The following is a 17125-nucleotide window of genomic DNA, read 5'->3' as shown; positions in this document are numbered from 1 at the left end:
ATCACCCGTCCGCCGTCACCGCCACCTCCCGCGCCCACCGGTAGTCCGCCTTGCCACTCGGCGACCGCCGGATCGATTCGGTGATCACCAGCTGGCGTGGGATCTTGTAGCCGGCCAGCCGGTCGCGGCAGTGCCTCCGGATGTCCTCCAGCGACGGCCGCACCGCCCCCCGGCGCAACTGCACCACGGCCGCCACGTGGTGACCCCACTGCGGGTCCGGCACCCCGGCCACCAGCGCGTCGTAGACGTCGGGGTGGGACTTGAGAGCCTGCTCGACCTCCTCCGGGTACACTTTCTCGCCGCCGGTGTTGATGCACTGCGAGCCGCGGCCGAGGACGGTGACCACGCCCTCCTCGTCGACGGTGGCCATGTCGCCGAGCAGCACCCACCGCACGCCGTCCCTGACGAAGAAGGTCGCGGCCGTCTTGGCCGGGTCGTTGTAGTAGCCGAGCGGCACGTGTCCGCACTGGGCGATCCGTCCCGCCTCGCCGGGCGCCACCGGCCCGTACGTGACCGGGTCGACCACCTGGGTGCGGGCGTTGACCCGCACCCGGAAGCCCCGCTCGGGCCCGGCGTCCTCGGTCGCCGTGCCGTTGAATCCCGACTCCGAGGAGCCGAAGTTGTTCAGCAGCATGGCGTTCGGCACCAGCTCCCGGAACTGCCGGCGCACCGTGTCCGACATGATCGCACCGGACGAGGACACGCTGAACAGCGACGAGCGGTCGATGTCCCGCAGCGGCCCGCTCAGCGCGTCGACCAGCGGCCGCAGCATGGCGTCCCCCACCAGCGAGATGCTGCTGACCCTCTCCTTCGCCACGGTTCGCAGCACCTCCTCGGGCACGAACTTGCGGTGGATCACCACCCGCTGCCCGAAGTTGAAGCCGATGAAAGCCGTCAGGGTGGACGTGCCGTGCATCAGCGGAGCCGTCGGGAAGAACGTGATCCCCGCCCCGCAGGCTGCGACCCGCTCGGCGAGCTCCTCCGGCTTCTTCACCGGCTCCCCGGTCGGGGCGCCCCCGCCGAGCCCGGCGAAGAACAGGTCCTCCTGCCGCCACATCACGCCCTTGGGCATCCCGGTCGTGCCACCGGTGTAGATGATGAACTGGTCGTCGCCCGAGCGGGCCGGGAAACCCCGCTCGTCCGATCCGGCGGAGTCCACCTGCGCGAACTCCACACAGGGCAGCTCCGCGGCCCCCTGGGCCGGAGTGCCCACCCGGATCAGCCGCCGCAGCTTCTCCGCCCGCGGCCGTGCCGCCGCCACCCGGTCCGTGAACTCGGCGTCGAAGACCAGCGCCGCCAGATCGGCGTCCCGGTAGAGGTACACCAACTCCTCTTCTACGTAACGGTAGTTGACGTTGACGGGCACGATCCGCGCCTTCAGGCACCCCAGTACCGTCTGCAGGTACTCCACTCCGTTGTAGAGGTGCAGCCCGAGGTGCTCCCCGGGGCGTATCCCGCTGTCGAGCAGGTGGTGGCCGACACGGTTGGCCGCGGCGTCCAGCTCGGCGTACGTCAGGCGGCGCTCGGCGCCCGTGCCGGGGTGGTCCACGTACACCAGCGCCTCACGGCCGGGGACGACGTCGACGACCGACTCGAACAGGTCGGCAAGGTTGTACTCCACCGCTCCTCCTGACCCCGGGCGTGCCTGGCATCGGACGGTTCGCCGGTCATCAGAGCAAAGGGCGGTCCAACTGTGAAGGGTCCGCGCGAAAGAATCTGACTGCCTGTCAGAAAACCCTTGAAGTGCCTCCCGCACTACTGCAACCTGTTCTCGTTCCTTGAGAGGGGAGTTCGCCATGGGCGGGACGGAACACCTCACCGTGCAGCGCGAAGGCGCCACACTGGTGCTCACGCTCAACAGGCCCGAAGCCAGGAACGCGCTCTCATTGCCGATGCTCGTCGGCCTCCACGACGGGTGGCTGGAGGCCGACGCGGACGACTCGGTCCGCTCGATCGTCCTCACCGGCGCGGGCGGCTCGTTCTGCTCCGGCATGGACCTCAAGGCGCTCGCCGGCAACGGCATGGCGGGCGAGGGGTACCGGGACCGGCTCAAGGCCGACCCCGACCTGCACTGGAAGGCGATGCTGCGCCACCACCGCCCGCGCAAACCGGTCATAGCCGCCGTCGAGGGGCACTGCGTCGCGGGCGGCACCGAGATGCTCCAGGGCACCGACATCCGCGTCGCCGCCGAGTCCGCGACCTTCGGCCTGTTCGAGGTACGGCGGGGCCTGTTCCCCATCGGCGGCTCCACCGTCCGCCTGCCACGCCAGGTCCCGCGCACCCACGCCCTGGAGATGCTCCTCACCGGCCGCCCCTACAGCGCCCGCGAGGCCCTCGCCATCGGCCTGATCGGCCACGTCGTCCCCGACGGCACGGCACGCGAGAGGGCGCTGGAGATCGCCGAACGGATCAACGCCTGTGGCCCGCTGGCCGTGGAAGCCGTCAAGGCCTCCGTGTACGAGAGCGCCGAGATGACCGAGTCCGACGGCCTCGCCGCCGAACTCACCCGCGGCTGGCCCGTCTTCGACACCGCCGACGCCAAGGAGGGCGCCCGCGCCTTCGCCGAGAAGCGGCCACCCGTCTACCGGCGCGCGTAGCACCGCGCCGGCTTCGGCCGGTTCGGAGCCGCGGGCCGTCGGTGGCTGCGCGCGCACCTTCCCCGCGCCCCTGACGGGGGCGCGCCCCGTGCACGCCGATCTCGAAGGAGGCGGGCCCTCGATGTCCGCAGTTCTCAAGGCGCCACTTGTCGTGGAATTCCCCTTCACCCGCTCCCTCGGGCCCGTCCAGAGTGCCTTTCTGACCGGTCTGCGGGAACGGGTGATCCTCGGGGTGAAGACCCGCGACGGCCGGACCCTGGTCCCGCCCGTCGAGTACGACCCCGTCACCGCCGAGGAGATCAGCGACCTCGTCCACGTCGGTCTCACGGGCACCGTCACCACGTGGGCCTGGAACCACGAACCGCGCCGCGGCCAGCCCCTGGACACGCCCTTCGCCTGGGTCCTGGTGCAACTCGACGGCGCCGACACCGCCCTCCTGCACGCCCTCGACGCCCCCGGCCCCGACGCCGTCCACACCGGCATGCGCGTCCGTGTCCGCTGGGCCGGGGAACGCACCGGTGCCATCACGGACATCGCCTGCTTCGAGCCGTACGACGGAGAGGCCTCCACCGTCACCGTCCACGCGGGCGAGTTCGAGGACCCCGTCACCGGCATCGTCGCCGAGGCCCGCCTCGACTACACCTACTCGCCCGGCCGCGCCCAGACCGCCTACATCAACGCCCTCTCCGGCCGGCGGACCGTCGGTGAGCGCTGCCCGTCCTGCCGCAAGGTGTACGTCCCGCCGAGGGGCGCCTGCCCCACCTGCGGCGTTGCCACGTCCGAACAGGTCGAGGTGGGTCCGCGCGGCACCGTGACCACGTTCTGCATCGTCAACATCAAGGCGAAGAACCTCGACATCGAGGTGCCGTACGTCTACGCCCACATCGCCCTCGACGGCGCCGGTCTGGCCCTGCACGGCCGGATCGGCGGCATCCCGTACGACGAGGTCCGCATGGGGCTGCGGGTCGAGCCCGTGTGGACCGAGGGAACCCGCCATCCCGACCACTACCGGCCCACGGGCGAACCCGACGCGGACTACGACACCTACAAGGAGCTGCTGTGACGAGCCCACCGCGGGACCGCGAGATCGCCGTCGTCGCCTTCGCCCAGACCGACCACCGGCGCACCAGCGACGACCTCTCCGAGGTGGAGATGCTGATGCCGGTGCTGCACGAGGTCCTGGACCGGACCGGTCTGAAGACCGCCGACATCGACTTCACCTGCTCCGGCTCCAGCGACTACCTCGCCGGCCGCGCCTTCTCCTTCACCCTCGCCCTCGACGGCGTGGGCGCCTGGCCCCCGATCTCCGAGTCGCACGTCGAGATGGACGGCGCCTGGGCCCTGTACGAGGCCTGGACGAAACTCCTCACGGGGGACGCCGACACCGCCCTCGTCTACGCGTACGGCAAGTCCTCGCCCGGCTCGGTCCGCGACGTCCTCACCCGCCAGCTCGACCCCTACTACGTGGCACCCCTGTGGCCCGACTCCGTGGCCCTCGCCGCCCTCCAGGCGCAGGCCCTCATCGACGCCGGGGACGCCGACGAGACCGCCCTGGCCGCCGTCGCCTCCCGCAACCGCGAGGCGGCGAGCACCAACCCGCACGCACAGCTGCGCGGCCCCGTGCCGCAGGGCGACTACCTCGTCCGCCCCCTGCGCACCGGCGACTGCCCGCCCATCGGCGACGGGGCCGCCGCCGTGCTCCTCGCGGCGGGGGACCGGGCCCGTGAACTGTGCGCACGCCCGGCCTGGATCCGCGGCATCGACCACCGCATCGAGGCCCACGCCATAGGTGTGCGCGACCTGACCGACTCGCCGTCCGCCCGCCTGGCCGCCGAGCGCGCCGGAGCGTTCGAGCGGCCCGTCGACACGGCGGAACTCCACGCGCCCTTCACCGCGCAGGAGATCGTCCTGCGCAAGGCCCTCCGGCTGGGCGAGGACGTGGACGTGAACCCGTCCGGGGGAGCGCTCGCCGCCCACCCGATCATGGCCGCCGGTCTCATCCGCATCGGCGAGGCCGCCGCCCGCATCCACCGCGGCGCGTCCGGCCGCGCCCTCGCCCACGCCACGTCCGGCCCCTGCCTCCAGCAGAACCTGGTCGCCGTACTCGAAGGGGAACCCCGATGAGCAAGGAGCCCGTGGCCGTCGTCGGCATCGGCCAGACCAGGCACGTCGCGGCACGCCGGGACGTGTCCCTCGCCGGACTGGTCCGGGAGGCGGCGCAACGCGCCCTCCAGGACGCCGAGTCGACCTGGGCCGACATCGACGCCGTCGTGATCGGCAAGGCGCCCGACTTCTTCGAGGGCGTCATGATGCCGGAGCTCTACCTCGCCGACGCCCTCGGCGCCGTCGGCAAACCCATGCTCCGCGTCCACACCGCCGGCTCCGTCGGCGGATCCACCGCGCTCGTCGCGGCGAACCTCGTCGCCGCCCGCGTCCACGGCACCGTCCTCACCCTCGCCTTCGAAAAACAGTCCGAGTCGAACGCCATGTGGGGCCTGTCCCTGCCCATCCCCTTCCAGCAGCCCCTGCTGGCCGGGGCCGGGGGCTTCTTCGCACCGCACATCCGCGCCTACATGCGCCGCAGCGGCGCCCCCGAGACGATCGGTGCCCTCGTCGCCTACAAGGACCGCCGCAACGCGCTCAAGAACCCCTACGCCCACCTGCACGAACACGACATCACCCTCGACAGGGTCATGTCCTCGCCCATGCTGTGGGACCCGATCCGCTACTCGGAGACCTGCCCCTCCTCCGACGGCGCCTGCGCCATGATCCTCACCGATCGCGCCGGCGCGGCCCGGGCACCACGACCGCCCGCCTGGATGCTGGGCGGCGCCATGCGCAGCGAACCGACCCTCTTCGCCGGCAAGGACTTCGTCTCCCCGCAGGCCGGCCGGGACTGCGCGGCCGACGTCTACCGGCAGGCCGGCATCACCGACCCCCGCCGCGAGATCGACGGCGCCGAGATCTACGTGCCGTTCTCCTGGTACGAACCCATGTGGCTGGAGAATCTCGGCTTCGCCGACGAGGGCGAGGGCTGGAAGCTCACCGAGGCGGGCGTGACCGAACTGGACGGGGACCTGCCCGTCAACATGTCGGGCGGTGTGCTGTCCACCAACCCCATCGGCGCCTCGGGCATGATCCGCTTCGCGGAGGCGGCGCTCCAGGTGCGGGGGCAGGCCGGAGAACACCAGGTGGACGGGGCCCGCCGGGTCCTGGGACACGCTTACGGCGGCGGATCGCAGTTCTTCTCGATGTGGCTCGTGGGCGACCGTCCCCCGGAGTCCTGAAAGGTCCCCCTCACATGCCCTGTTGGCCGTGGGACACGATCGCTAGGCTGGCCGCGGACGACGAATCGGGAGGAGCACCGACGTGGCCGAGACCACCACCCAGCAGCGCCCGCTCGCAGGCTGGGACAAGCCGGAGCTTGACCTCACGGACGCACAGTGGCAGTCCAGCAGCCGGGGGCGGGGGGATGTGCAGATCGCCTTCGTGGAGGGCTTCATCGCCATGCGGAACAGTGCCCGCCCGGAGAGCCCATCGCTGATCTTCACCCCCGCCGAGTGGGGCGCGTTCGTGTCAGGAGCGCGGGAAGGGGAGTTCGACCTCACCTGACGACGGGGCGAACCGTTCCGGACGGCCGCGGCCCGACGGCCGATCCGGGGGTGTTCCGCCCGCATTTCCGGACACGCGACCGGAGGCATCTTCCCGGAGCCGCCGCCTCAGTCAGGCTGGCCCCGGGAGGGGACGGTCGGATCCCGGAGGTGAGGAACCCATGAGCACCCTGCCCGTCGTCGCGGCGGTCGACGGTTCGGACGACAGCCTGCGCGCCCTGGAATGGGCCGTCGACGCCGCCCGCCGGCGCGCGGCACCCCTGCGCGTGGTACATGTCCGCCAGCACGCCCGTTGGGCACAGTCCGACATGCTCGCGGCCCTCCAGCAGGCGGACCCGCAGGACGACCCCGTCATCGAGCAGGTCCGCACCCACCTGGCGGGCCGCGCCGATCAGCCGGACACGGAGTACGTCGGCCTGGACGGCGCGGCCGGCGCCGTCCTGCCCGGACTGGGAGCCGGCGCGCAACTGCTGGTGCTCGGTTCCCGCGGCCGGGGCGGCTTCGCCAGCCTGCTGCTCGGCTCCACCAGCATGGCCGCCGCCCGGGACGCCGAATGCCCCGTCGTCGTGGTCCCCCGGCCCGGGCGCGAGGCCCAGGGCGAGGTGCCGGGCGGTCCCGGCTCACGGGTCGTCGTCGGCCTGAAGGCCGACGGCCCCGACGAGGCCACACTCGCCTTCGCCTTCGCCGAGGCCGCCCGGCGCGATGCCCGCCTCCAGGCGGTCGCCGCCTACCCGTGGCCCGCGCAGCCCTGGATGATGCCCGGCGAGATGCCCCCGCCGGTCGTCGACCAGGACGTCATCGAGGACGAGACCCGGGTCCTCGCCGACGGCTTTCTCGCCCCCCACCGCGAGCGGCACCCGGAGGTCCCGGTCGAACTTCTCCCGTCGGCAGGCGACGCGGCGGGCCACCTCGTCGCGGCCTCCGTGGACGCCGACCTCGTCGTGGTGGGACGCCACCAGCGGCGTCTGCTCTCACCCGTCCGCATGATGGGCTCGGTCACCCACGCCGTCCTGCTGCACGCCGTGAGTCCGGTCGCCGTCGTACCGCCCTCGCCCTCGGAGACCTGAGCCCGCGGTAATGGATACGGCCGGGCCTATCATTAGCCACATGCGGGAACCGATCAGCGGGGACGCCCGGCTCGCCCTGGACCTGGCCCTCACCATCCGCCACGACGGCGACGGCGGCGTCGCCGACGACCTGACCGACGTGGCCGGCCTGACCGCGTGGGTCCGGGCCCATCGCGACGCCCTGCCGGACGTCGGCGGCGACGCTGCCGACGGCGGGAGTGCGGCACAGCGGCCGGCCGGCGTCGACGGTGGCGCGTTCACCGCCGACGCCGGGCAACTCGCCGCCGTGCGCGAGCTGCGGGCCGCCGTCCGCGCGCTCTTCGCCCGGGCCGTGCGCCCCGGCGAGCCGAGCCCCGCGGACGCGTCCCGGCTCCTGCCGCTGCCGGAAGCGGTGCGGCGCCTGAACGAGGCGGCCGGCCGCACACCCACCGTGCCGGTGCTGGACTGGCCCGAAGGAGCAGGCCCGCGGGTGCGCCGACGGCCCGCCGGTGCCGGTGACGACCTGACCGCGGCCCTCGCCCACGCCGTGATCGCGTTCCTGGCGAGCCCCGACCGAGACCGGCTGCGGGCCTGCCACGCGCCGCGCTGCGTGCGGTACTTCCTCAAGGAACACCCGCGCCAGGAGTGGTGCAAACCGTCCTGCGGCAACCGCGCCCGGGTGGCCCGGCACCACCGGCGGCACAAGGCGACCACCTAGCCGGGACCGGCGGGCCACCCGTCGGGGTCCGGGCCGGCGCCGCGCCGGTGGCCCGGCCGTACACCCGTACAGGGCGACCACCCGGACCGGCCGGCGCCGCGTGGCCGGCCCCTCACCACCGCCGGCGCGGGGCGACCGCCCGGGCGGGTCCGGACCCCGACGGGTGGCCCGGCACCACACTTCGCACGGGGCGTCCACCCGGCCCCCGGGGCCGCCGCCCGCTCCGCGCTTCGCAGGCCCGGGCACGTACCATGGGCGACATGTCGTTCCTCCGCCGCCGCAGCGCCACTCCCGCCGGGCCCGACTTCGACGTACTGGCCATGGACCCGGGTGACTGGCCCGGCAATCTGGGTGCGGGACTGCTGCCCGCGCCCGACGGCACCTGCCAGGGTGTCTTCCTGCGCTACGACCTGTTCGGCGGCCGCGGCCCCGCGATGATCATCGGCAATCTGCCGGAGGGCTCCCCGGCCCGTGAGGTCCCCGAGGGGGAGGTCCCCTTCGAGGTGGCCCAGCTGCTGCTGGCGCTGGAGAACGACGAGGAGGTCACCGTCGTCGGCACCGAGGACGTCCCGGTGATGCAGGGCGACAACCTGCTGATCGTGCGCCGCGTCAAGCTCTCCGAGAGCCGTATCTCCTGCGTGCAGTTCGACCGCAGCGACAACGTCCTCGTGACCATCGCCGCCTGGGACCGCCCCATCACGGACGACCTCTACGCCCTTCTCAAACCGCTCCCCGCGGAACTCTTCCAGCAGGGCTGAGCCCGACCGACCGCATACGAAGGGGCCGTTGTCCACCCGATCAGGTGGACAACGGCCCCTTCGTCCCCGTCAGCGAGTGCCGACCGCCGCGCGCACGGCACGCCGGGCCAATTGGCAGTCGTCGTGCAGCCGCCGCAGCAGCAGCCTCTGCTCCTCGCCGGTCGGCGCAGCACCCGGGTGGGCCGTGCCCGGTGCCGCCGGGGCCGGATCGTGCATCGAACGCTGCACGGCCGTCTCGTAGGTGCGGATCTCACGGGTCAGCACCAGCATCAGATTCACCAGGAAAGCGTCCCTGGACGCAGGCCCCGCCGACTGCGCGATCTGGCTGATCTGACGACGGGCGACCGGTGCGTCCCCGAGCACCGACCACAGGGTCGCCAGGTCGTATCCCGGCAGGTACCAGCCCGCGTGCTCCCAGTCCACCAGCACTGGACCGGCCGGTGACAGGAGCATGTTCGACAGCAGTGCGTCGCCGTGGCAGAACTGGCCCATGCCCTGCCGTCCGGCGGCCTGCGCGATCCCGTGCAGCAGTTTCTGCAGATCACCCAGGTCGCGGTCGGTGAGCAGACCCAGCTCGTGGTACCGGGAGATCCGGGCCGCGTAGTCGAGCGGCGCGTCGAACGTACCCGCCGGGGGCCGCCAGGCGTTCAACCGGCAGATCGCGCCGAGTGCCGCTCTGATGTCCGCCCGGGGCGGCGCCTCCGCAGGGTGCCGCTGGAGCGCCGCCACCCGGCCCGGCATCCGCTCGATCACCAGGGTGCAGTTGTCCGGGTCCGCCGCGATCAGTCTCGGCGCCCGCACGGGTGGGCGGTGCCGGACGAACGAGCGGTACGCCGCTATCTCGTGGCGGATCCGCTCGGACCAGGCGGGCGAGTGGTCCAGTAAACACTTGGCGACAGCCGTGCTGCGACCGGTCGTGCCGACCAGGAGCACGGACCGTCCGGTGCGGCGCAGCACCTGCACCGGGGCGAACTCCGGGCAGATGCGGTGCACGGACGCGATCGCCGTGCGCAGCTGCGCGCCCTGGGGGCCGGACAAGTCGAGTCTCCCGCTGAGCGGTTGGGTGCCGAGGACCGCGCCGCGCCGAGCCCGCCCCGCACCGAGCACGGGGGCCGCCGGCCGCGCGGGGGCGAGGTAGGGGCCGCTGTCCGTGGGACGCGGGTGCAGCGACCGGGGCGGTGCGGACACGGAGGACGATGCTGCGTACATGGGCGAAACAGATCCCTTCGTGTGCCTGCGACGACAGCGCACCACCCGGCCCGGGTACCCGGGAGGACCCTGGGGAGTGTCCCTGGCGACCGGGGCGGGGTGGCGCGTTCCTACCTGACACCGGATGGCCCCTGGCACACCATCTGGCGCACCCTGGCGAACCCTGGCGAATAGTCGCCCGGCATGTCTGCCCGGGCTACTGTCAACTCAGCCGAGAACCTGGGGGCTTGACGTGAGCGGACAACCCAACACCCGGCTCGCGGACCTGTTCGGCCTGGCCGGCTGGTCCAAGGGCGAACTCGCGAGGCTGGTCAACCGGCAGGCGGCGGCCATGGGCCATCCCCAGCTGTCGACCGACACCTCCCGGGTGCGGCGGTGGATCGACACGGGAGAGATCCCGCGCGATCCGGTGCCGCGGGTGCTGGCGGCTCTGTTCACCGAGCGTCTCGGCCGTGTCGTGACCATCGAGGACCTCGGTCTGGTCCGGCACGGGCGTGCGGGGAAACGGCAGGGCGGCGGGAGCGCCGATGCTCCCGACGGCGTGCCGTGGGCGCCCGAGCGGACGGCTGCGGTCCTCACCGAATTCACGGGAATGGACCTCATGCTCAACCGACGCGGCTTGGTGGGCGCGGGCGCCGCGCTCGCCGCGGGATCCGCACTCAGCAGCGCCATGTACGACTGGCTGCACACCGACCCTTCCCTGGCTGTCGACGCCCCCGGCCCCAACCATCCCCTGCACGCCGACCCCGCTGGGTTCGACCGCTACGAGGCCGCCCCCATCGGGTCGCAGGAGATCGAGGAACTGGAGCGCTCGGTCGAGGTGTTCCGCGCCTGGGACGCGGCCCGCGGCGGCGGGCTCCAGCGCAAGGCCGTGGTGGGCCAGCTCAACGAGGTGGGCGGCATGCTCGCCTACCGTCACCCACCCCACCTCCAGCGGCGCCTGTGGGGCGTCGCCGCCAACCTCGCCGTCCTCGCGGGCTGGATGTCGCACGACGTCGGCCTGGAGCCCACGGCCCAGAAGTACTTCGTCATCGCCGCGCACGCGGCCAGAGAGGGCGGGGACCGGCCCCGCGCGGGCGAGGCCCTGTCCCGCGCGGCCCGCCAGATGGTGCACCTGGGCAGGCCGGACGACGCCCTCGAGCTGATGAAGCTCGCCACCTCCGGCTCGGGTGACGAGGTGCTGCCCCGCACCCGGGCGATGCTCTACACCATCGAGGCCTGGGCGCAGGCGTCGATGGGCAAGGGCCAGGCGATGCGCCGCACCCTGGGGCGGGCGGAGGACCTGTTCGTCTCCGACAGGGCCGACGTCCCGCCGCCGGACTGGATGCAGACCTTCAAGGAGGAGGATCTGTACGGCATGCAGGCCCTGGCGTACCGCACGCTCGCCGAGTTCGAGCCGGGCGCGGCGGCACACGCCCAGCATTACGCGGAGAAGGCCCTCGCCCTGCGGGTCGACGGCAGGCAGCGGTCGAAGATCTTCGACTACCTGTCCATGGCGTCGGCCTGTTTCATCGCGGACGACCCCGAACAGGCCGACCGGTACGCACGCCTGGCCCTGGTGTCGATGGGATCGAACTCCTCCCACCGCACCTGGGACCGGCTGCGCCAGATGTACCGGCTCACGGCCGAGTACTCCGGCTACCCGAGGATCCAGGAGCTGCGGGAGGAGATCAAACTCGCCCTGCCGAAGCCGAAGGGCAGGGGCGGCAACCACGCACAGGCCTGAGTTCCTACGCCGTGACCTTGACCATCAGCACACAGGCGTTGTCCTCGCGCTCACCCCCGCCGAACTCCTCGACCACGCTCCGCAGACACTCCTCCGCGGAGCGGTTCCCGGCCAGACGGGGTGCAAGTCCGAGGAGCAGCCGTGCGGCCTGCGGCCCGGTGCGGCCGGGCACCAGTCCGTCGGTGTGCAGGAGCAGCAGGTCGCCCACTTCGAGTGTCTCCTCGGCCTGCCCGTAGACGGCGCCCGAGGTGGTGCCGAGCAGGACGCCGTCCGGGGCGTTCAGCACCCGCCCCGTCCCGTCGCGGAACAGCAGCGGGGCGGGGTGTCCGGCCTGTGCCCACACCAGGCTCCGGGTCGCGGGCCGGTACCGGCAGCAGACGGCGCTGCCCAGGGCGGGTTGCACGGTGGCGTCGAGTAACTGGTTCAGCCAGGCCATCAACTGCCCCGGCTGAGCGCCGGCCATCGCCATGCCGCGTACCGCGCCGAGCAGCATGGCCATGTCCGATGTGACGCCCGCACCCTGCCCGGTGAGATCGCCGACGCCGAGAAGCGTTTCTCCGTCGGTCAGTTCGAGGGCGTCGTACCAGTCGCCGCCGATGAGCGTGGCCGTGGAGGCCGGGAGGTGGCGGGTGGCGAGGTCGAGGGTACCGGGGCCGCGGTGCGGGAGCCGCAGGGAGCCGCGCCACGGTGGCGGTGCGGCCTCCTGCGGCTCGACCGCGAGCCGCTGCTCGCTCCGCGCGGCCTCCTGCCGGTGGCGCAGCGAGTCACGGGTCTCGCTCACCACCCGCTGGCTGCGCCGCAGTTCGCTGACGTCGCGCAGCACGGCCCACATGGAGGCGGTGCTGCCGTCGGCGTCGAGCACCGGTTCGCCCATCATGTGCAGGGTCCTCACGTCGCCGCCGCGGCGGGCGATGCGGAACTCGCCGTCGATGGGCCTGGCGTCCACGAGGCAACTGGTGACCATCGCCGTCAGCTTCGGCCGGTCCTCTTCCACCACCAGCGACGGCAGCTCGTCGAGCGTGAGTGGGGGAGTGGCCGGGGCGCGGCCCAGGATCTGGTAGAGCTCTCCGGACCAACTCGCCTGGTCCGTCTGCAGGTTCCACTCTGCGCTGCCGACCCGGCTGAGCAGTGAGCCCGGTGGGGCCGCGGCGGGTTCCGGGGCGACGGCCGTGGGCAGGGGGCCGTCCCGCAGCTGGGCCAGGTGCTCGTCGAGATCGTTGAGCTGGTGCAGGGCCAGGTCGCACAGGGCGCGTTGCCAGCGCCCGCGCGGGTGATCGGCTGCCTCCCCCTCGGAATCGCGGCGTACCGCGTCCACGTCGCCCTTGAGCCGCCGCGTCTGCGAGATGAGCGCGTCGACCGAGCCGCGCGGGGGCGGCTGGGCGGCTGGGCGGTCCGCGGAGAGGTGGGACGGCATGACGCACTCCGATGCGGGGACGGTACGACCAAGGCTGACGGAGGGACCGTTACGACTGTTGCACAGCCCGCGACGCCCTGTAAGGGATTCGGCGACACACGATACGGTGGTGCTTCTGGCATATGCCACAGTCTCGCGGAGTTACTCCGAGGTAGGCATCGAGCCCGCCACCCGGAGGTTCAAGTCGTAGCGTACACACGGGATTTGGCGCCCCGGCGCGGCATCGGCACGAGGTCTATTCGGGTGTTCGACGACCCTCTGTTCGAGTCCGCGATGCAGGCCTGCGGGGCGGGTCGTCGGGGTGGGTCTGCGGGGCGGGCCTGCGGGGTGGGTTCACCGGGCGGGTTCCGGGTCAGTAGCGCAGCACCCCGGCCATGCCGTCCGACTCGGCGAGCGTGCCGTCCGGTAGGAAGCGCACGTCGGCCCCGGTCTCCAGGCACTGCTCGACGATCTCGTCCACGATGTCCTCCCGGGAGTCGAGGTCGCCGGCCTCTGCGGGGAGCAGATGGTCCCCGGCGTCGCGGACCGTCACCCGGTAGTTCTCCTCGACGGCCAGCAGCCGGACGCGGCCCTCCCGGGCGCTCTGCCACAGTTCGTCGACACCGGCCGCGAACTCCCGCCGCCCGCGGGCGGTTTCGAGGGCCCGGGTCACGGCGTCCGTACTTCTGCGGGCCTCCTCCTCGATCACCGGCCGCAGCGCCTGCCACACCGTCTCGGGGGTCCCGTGCGCGAGACCGCCGTGCGGGACGTGCACCGCACCCCGGGCGGTGACGCCGACCTCCTCCAGCAGGGACAGGGCGGCCGGCTCACCGGTGACGTAGAGCCTTCTCGGGTGGTCGCGCAGTACGGCGCCCATCGCGATGTCGGCCTCGCGGAGGAACTGGCGCGTGCGCTCCTCACGGAAGGCGCTCGGGGTGTCGCCGATCCGCTGCTGCCGCTCCGGGTCGAAGTTCTCCACGCGCCGGGTCAGCGGGAAGCCGCCGAGGCGGGCCGCGGAGACCCGGTCGACGCCGCCGTTCCACAGCGTGACGCGGTCCGCGGCGAGCGAGAGGACCCAGAACGGCCGCCCGGCCGTCTGGGCGGAGACGAGATTGCGGGTGAGGAAGGTGTCCGAGAGCACCACCCGTTCGGGGACGGGCCGGGCCAGCGACCACACCTGGTGCTCGCCCGGGGCGGCGAAGATCGCCAGGCCGTCCTCGGCGTGGGTCAGGTCGACCTCGGCCAAAGCCCGGTCGAGGTGCGCGCAGACCTCGGTGCGTCGCTCGCGGGTGACGGCCGGATCGGCCTCCAGCTGCCGCTTGGCCTCGGCGACCACGTTGCGCAGCCGGACCTGGTCCTGGGTGCTGTAGGGATCACGCCGGTGTGTCGGGGTCAGCACGGAGACCGCGGGGTAGGGGCGCGGGCGCCGCAGCTCGGACAGGGTCGCGGGACTCAGAACGTGCTCCATGACAGAACGATAGAGCGAATTCGGCACGGGGGCATTTGGGGTGAAAGATCTCATTCGTCGTCGCGGTCGGAGCCGCATGAACTGCCGTCCGGCGGCAGGGTCCCGTACAGCAGGAAGGCGTCCACCTTGCTGTGCACGCACTTGGACGAGCCGTAGCCGGTGTGGCCCTCCCCCCGGTTGTCGAGCACCACCGCCGACGATCCGAGCCGCCTGGCCGTCTCCACCGTCCAGCGGTACGGCGTGGCCGGGTCGCCCCGGGTGCCGACCAGCAGCATCCGCGGCGTCTCGACGTCCTTGACGTCGTCGCGGATGTAGTCGGTGCCCCTGGGGCGGCCGTAGCACATCAGTACCTGGGTGAGTCGGTACCGGCCGAACACCGGTGAGGCCTGCTCGTAGCGGGCGCGCAGCCGGCCGAGGTCCTCGGTGACCTGAGCGGCGGACGGGCGGTCGGGATCGTCGGCGCAGTTGACCGCCATCAGCGCCGCCGGCAGGTTGTCGAGGGGGATGTCAGCCGGGTCGGTGAGTCCGGCGTGCGGGGTGCGCCGCAGCGGCAGGGTGAAGCCGCCGGACAGAAACGCCTCCAGGCCGCGGGTGTCACCGTCCTCGAGCAGCTGGCCGACGGCCCGCTGCAGCGAGGGCCACAGCTCCCTGCTGTAGAGGCCCTGCCCGAGAGCGCCCGCGAAGTCCTGACCGGTGAACGCCTCACCGAAGTCGGTCGGCAGCGGGTCCTTGTCGAGCGACTCGACCACCTCCACGACGTGTTCCCGGGCCTCTCGGGGATTCCGTCCGAACGGGCACGCGATGTCCTCGGTGCACCAGGTCAGGAAACTCTCCAGTGCCGTCTGCTGCCCCTGGGCGCTCGCCACTCCCTGGTCGGTCAGCGGCTCGGTCAGGGTGTCGACGCCGTCCAGCACCATCCTGCCGACCTTCTCGGGGTACTGGGCCGCGTACACCGCGCCGAGCCGGCTGCCGTAGGAGAAACCCAGGTAGTTGAGCTTGTCGTCACCGAGGGCGTCCCGCATGACGTCCAGGTCGCGGGCGGCGTTGACCGTGCCGATGTGGGGCAGGACCGGACCCGAGTGCTCGGCGCACTCGGTCGCGGCCGCGCGCAGCTCATCGAGCACGGCACCGGGATCGGCCGTGCCGGCGTTGCCGTCCGTGGCGTCCAGGGCGGCGGTGGAGGCGTTCCCGCAGCTGACCGGCGAGGAGCGGCCCACGCCGCGCGGGTCGAAGGAGACGACGTCATAGCCGTTGGTCAGGCCCATGAAGTCCTTGCCGCCCATGGCGAGTTGGGCCACGCCCTGGCCGCCGGGGCCGCCGAAGTTCAGCAGCACCGAGCCCCGGGACCTGCCCGTGGCCCGGTAACGGGCGACGGCGAGGTCGAGGGTGCCCTTCCCTGGTTCGGCGTAGTCGAGCGGGACGGTGACCTTCCCGCACTGGAGGTCCTTCGGCATGTCCATGCCCGTGCAGCGTGACCAGGCGACCTTCTGGTCGTAGAAGCGCGTAAGGCCCGGCGGAGGGTCGTCGGCGGCCGGGAGTGCCGTGCCCAGCAGGGCCAGCCCGGCCGTGCCGGTGACCGCGCAGCGCCGTATCGAGGGGCGCGTGGACAGCTTGGCCAGCATCGATGCCTCCAGGTACGCGGGACGTCCCGCAGCGGACCGGATCGGTGCCCTCGCCCACCATAAGCGCGCCCCACGAGCCTCGCCTCCGGGCGGACGGCCCGTGCGGCGAGTCCGCGCGCCCGGTCCGCCGCCCCTGGGGCGTCCGTGCGCGAAACCCGCGTACGAAGGGCTTTACCGCTAGTTCGACAACCTGCCCGCTCGATGGAGTGAAAGGCGGATAAGCCATAACTCGGACCGGGGGCCCGGCGTTCTCTCCGTTGCGGGTGAGTGCCCGTCGACGATGTCTGGAAGGCAGGGTCCCATGCGAAGGGTTACCCGAAACGGAGTGATCGCCGTCGCCGCCGCCTCGGGCGCGATGGCCGTGACCGTCCCCGCGTACGCCGGTTCCGGTGCGGACGGCTCGGCGGCCGGTTCGCCGGGGGTGGTCTCCGGAAACACCCTCCAGCTGCCGGTGCGCGCCCCGGTGAACGTGTGCGGGAACACCGTGAACGTGGTGGGGCTCCTGAACCCCGCCGCCGGCAACGGCTGCGCCGGCCGGGACGACGGGCGGGCCGGGCGGCCGGGCGGCTCCGGCGGCGCGAACGCCGAGGGCAGCGGAAAGGCTTCCCCCGGTGTGGTCTCCGGCAACGGTGTGCACCTGCCGGTCGACCTCCCCGCCGACGTCACGGGCAACTCGGTGAACGTGGTGGGCATCGGCAACCCGGCTACCGGCGACGCGTCCTCGAAAGGCCCCGGCGACCACGACCGGGTCCGCCCCGAGCACCCGGCGAAGCCGGAGCCGCAGCCGGAGCCGGTCGCGCCGCCCCGGACCCACCCGGCCCCGGTACCGGCCCCGCGCACCGTGCCGCACGCCAGGGGCGACCTGGCCCACACGGGCGCTGATCACGCCCTCCAGGCGGTCGCGGCGGCCGCTGCGCTGGTCGCCGGGGGAGTGGTGCTGCGCCGGAGGTTCCGGCCCGGGGCGGACGGCTGACCGG

15 protein-coding genes are annotated in these 17125 nt (G+C 72.7%); 10 read left to right on the top strand and 5 right to left on the bottom strand.

From position 1 onward, the window contains the following. Position 1 precedes the first annotated feature (1 nt). Positions 2-1621: an acyl-CoA synthetase gene (locus ACIQU3_RS03910; protein WP_403727999.1), complete on the bottom strand. Its 1620-nt coding sequence runs from the start codon at positions 1619-1621 to the stop codon at positions 2-4. A 175-nt stretch (positions 1622-1796) separates the two neighbouring features. Between ACIQU3_RS03910 and ACIQU3_RS03905 the strand changes: the two genes are divergently transcribed. The 8 genes from ACIQU3_RS03905 (at position 1797) to ACIQU3_RS03870 (ending at position 8730) form a co-directional block, all read left to right on the top strand. Continuing rightward, positions 1797-2597, top strand: coding sequence for a crotonase/enoyl-CoA hydratase family protein (locus ACIQU3_RS03905; protein WP_403728001.1), 801 nt, complete (start codon positions 1797-1799; stop codon positions 2595-2597). A 121-nt stretch (positions 2598-2718) separates the two neighbouring features. Then, entirely contained in the window at positions 2719-3660 is a 942-nt protein-coding gene (locus tag ACIQU3_RS03900) for a Zn-ribbon domain-containing OB-fold protein (protein WP_403728003.1), read from the top strand. Further along, positions 3657-4721, top strand: a complete 1065-nt coding sequence (locus tag ACIQU3_RS03895; RefSeq protein WP_403728005.1) for a thiolase domain-containing protein — start codon at positions 3657-3659, stop codon at positions 4719-4721. The genes ACIQU3_RS03900 and ACIQU3_RS03895 overlap by 4 nt, the downstream gene beginning before the upstream one ends. Further along, positions 4718-5884, top strand: a complete 1167-nt coding sequence (locus ACIQU3_RS03890) for a thiolase domain-containing protein (RefSeq protein WP_403728007.1) — start codon at positions 4718-4720, stop codon at positions 5882-5884. The genes ACIQU3_RS03895 and ACIQU3_RS03890 overlap by 4 nt, the downstream gene beginning before the upstream one ends. Before the next feature lie 82 nt (positions 5885-5966). After that, complete coding sequence (locus ACIQU3_RS03885) at positions 5967-6209, top strand: DUF397 domain-containing protein (protein WP_234848283.1); 243 nt, start codon at positions 5967-5969, stop codon at positions 6207-6209. A 160-nt stretch (positions 6210-6369) separates the two neighbouring features. Next, positions 6370-7275: a universal stress protein gene (locus ACIQU3_RS03880; protein ID WP_403728009.1), complete on the top strand. Its 906-nt coding sequence runs from the start codon at positions 6370-6372 to the stop codon at positions 7273-7275. Positions 7276-7315: 40 nt separating this feature from the next. Continuing rightward, on the top strand, positions 7316-7972 hold the full coding sequence (locus ACIQU3_RS03875; RefSeq protein WP_403728011.1) for a CGNR zinc finger domain-containing protein: 657 nt from the start codon (positions 7316-7318) through the stop codon (positions 7970-7972). A 260-nt stretch (positions 7973-8232) separates the two neighbouring features. Continuing rightward, complete coding sequence (locus tag ACIQU3_RS03870) at positions 8233-8730, top strand: hypothetical protein (RefSeq protein WP_033309560.1); 498 nt, start codon at positions 8233-8235, stop codon at positions 8728-8730. Between the two features lie 69 nt (positions 8731-8799). Here the strand turns inward: ACIQU3_RS03870 and ACIQU3_RS03865 are convergent, their stop codons facing one another. Next, the gene (locus tag ACIQU3_RS03865) at positions 8800-9939 is read right to left on the bottom strand and encodes an aminoglycoside phosphotransferase family protein (protein WP_403728016.1); all 1140 of its coding nucleotides are present in this window, start codon (positions 9937-9939) and stop codon (positions 8800-8802) included. A 232-nt stretch (positions 9940-10171) separates the two neighbouring features. Here ACIQU3_RS03865 and ACIQU3_RS03860 point away from each other — a divergent pair, with 232 nt between their 5' ends. Continuing rightward, positions 10172-11665 (top strand): hypothetical protein, encoded by a 1494-nt coding sequence (locus tag ACIQU3_RS03860; protein ID WP_403728018.1) that lies wholly within the window; start codon positions 10172-10174, stop codon positions 11663-11665. 4 nt (positions 11666-11669) lie between these two features. On the opposite strand, the gene ACIQU3_RS03855 is transcribed toward ACIQU3_RS03860, so the two are convergent. The 3 genes from ACIQU3_RS03855 to ACIQU3_RS03845 form a co-directional block, all read right to left on the bottom strand. Next, positions 11670-13079, bottom strand: a complete 1410-nt coding sequence (locus ACIQU3_RS03855; protein WP_403728020.1) for a PP2C family protein-serine/threonine phosphatase — start codon at positions 13077-13079, stop codon at positions 11670-11672. Positions 13080-13431: 352 nt separating this feature from the next. Beyond that, positions 13432-14526: a chemotaxis protein gene (locus ACIQU3_RS03850; protein ID WP_403728022.1), complete on the bottom strand. Its 1095-nt coding sequence runs from the start codon at positions 14524-14526 to the stop codon at positions 13432-13434. A gap of 50 nt (positions 14527-14576) precedes the next feature. After that, the gene (locus tag ACIQU3_RS03845) at positions 14577-16148 is read right to left on the bottom strand and encodes an alpha/beta hydrolase (protein ID WP_403728024.1); all 1572 of its coding nucleotides are present in this window, start codon (positions 16146-16148) and stop codon (positions 14577-14579) included. 325 nt (positions 16149-16473) lie between these two features. On the opposite strand from ACIQU3_RS03845, the gene ACIQU3_RS03840 reads away from it, so the two are divergent. Beyond that, positions 16474-17121, top strand: a complete 648-nt coding sequence (locus ACIQU3_RS03840) for a chaplin family protein (protein ID WP_403728027.1) — start codon at positions 16474-16476, stop codon at positions 17119-17121. The last annotated feature ends 4 nt before the right edge of the window (positions 17122-17125 follow it).

The organism is Streptomyces sp. NPDC101110 (assembly GCF_044759525.1).
In the GTDB taxonomy this organism is placed as follows: domain Bacteria; phylum Actinomycetota; class Actinomycetes; order Streptomycetales; family Streptomycetaceae; genus Streptomyces.
The sequence above is the reverse complement of the archived record's forward strand: the minus strand, read 5'-3'. Positions and strand labels throughout refer to the sequence as shown.

Coding starts and splice junctions, on each gene's coding strand:
- ACIQU3_RS03905 (WP_403728001.1), top strand. CDS start 1,797: ATGGGCGGGACGGAACACCTCACCGTGCAGCGCGAAGGCGCCACACTG.
- ACIQU3_RS03865 (WP_403728016.1), bottom strand. CDS start 9,939: ATGTACGCAGCATCGTCCTCCGTGTCCGCACCGCCCCGGTCGCTGCAC.
- ACIQU3_RS03875 (WP_403728011.1), top strand. CDS start 7,316: ATGCGGGAACCGATCAGCGGGGACGCCCGGCTCGCCCTGGACCTGGCC.
- ACIQU3_RS03845 (WP_403728024.1), bottom strand. CDS start 16,148: ATGCTGGCCAAGCTGTCCACGCGCCCCTCGATACGGCGCTGCGCGGTC.
- ACIQU3_RS03880 (WP_403728009.1), top strand. CDS start 6,370: ATGAGCACCCTGCCCGTCGTCGCGGCGGTCGACGGTTCGGACGACAGC.
- ACIQU3_RS03855 (WP_403728020.1), bottom strand. CDS start 13,079: ATGCCGTCCCACCTCTCCGCGGACCGCCCAGCCGCCCAGCCGCCCCCG.
- ACIQU3_RS03890 (WP_403728007.1), top strand. CDS start 4,718: ATGAGCAAGGAGCCCGTGGCCGTCGTCGGCATCGGCCAGACCAGGCAC.
- ACIQU3_RS03870 (WP_033309560.1), top strand. CDS start 8,233: ATGTCGTTCCTCCGCCGCCGCAGCGCCACTCCCGCCGGGCCCGACTTC.
- ACIQU3_RS03850 (WP_403728022.1), bottom strand. CDS start 14,526: ATGGAGCACGTTCTGAGTCCCGCGACCCTGTCCGAGCTGCGGCGCCCG.
- ACIQU3_RS03900 (WP_403728003.1), top strand. CDS start 2,719: ATGTCCGCAGTTCTCAAGGCGCCACTTGTCGTGGAATTCCCCTTCACC.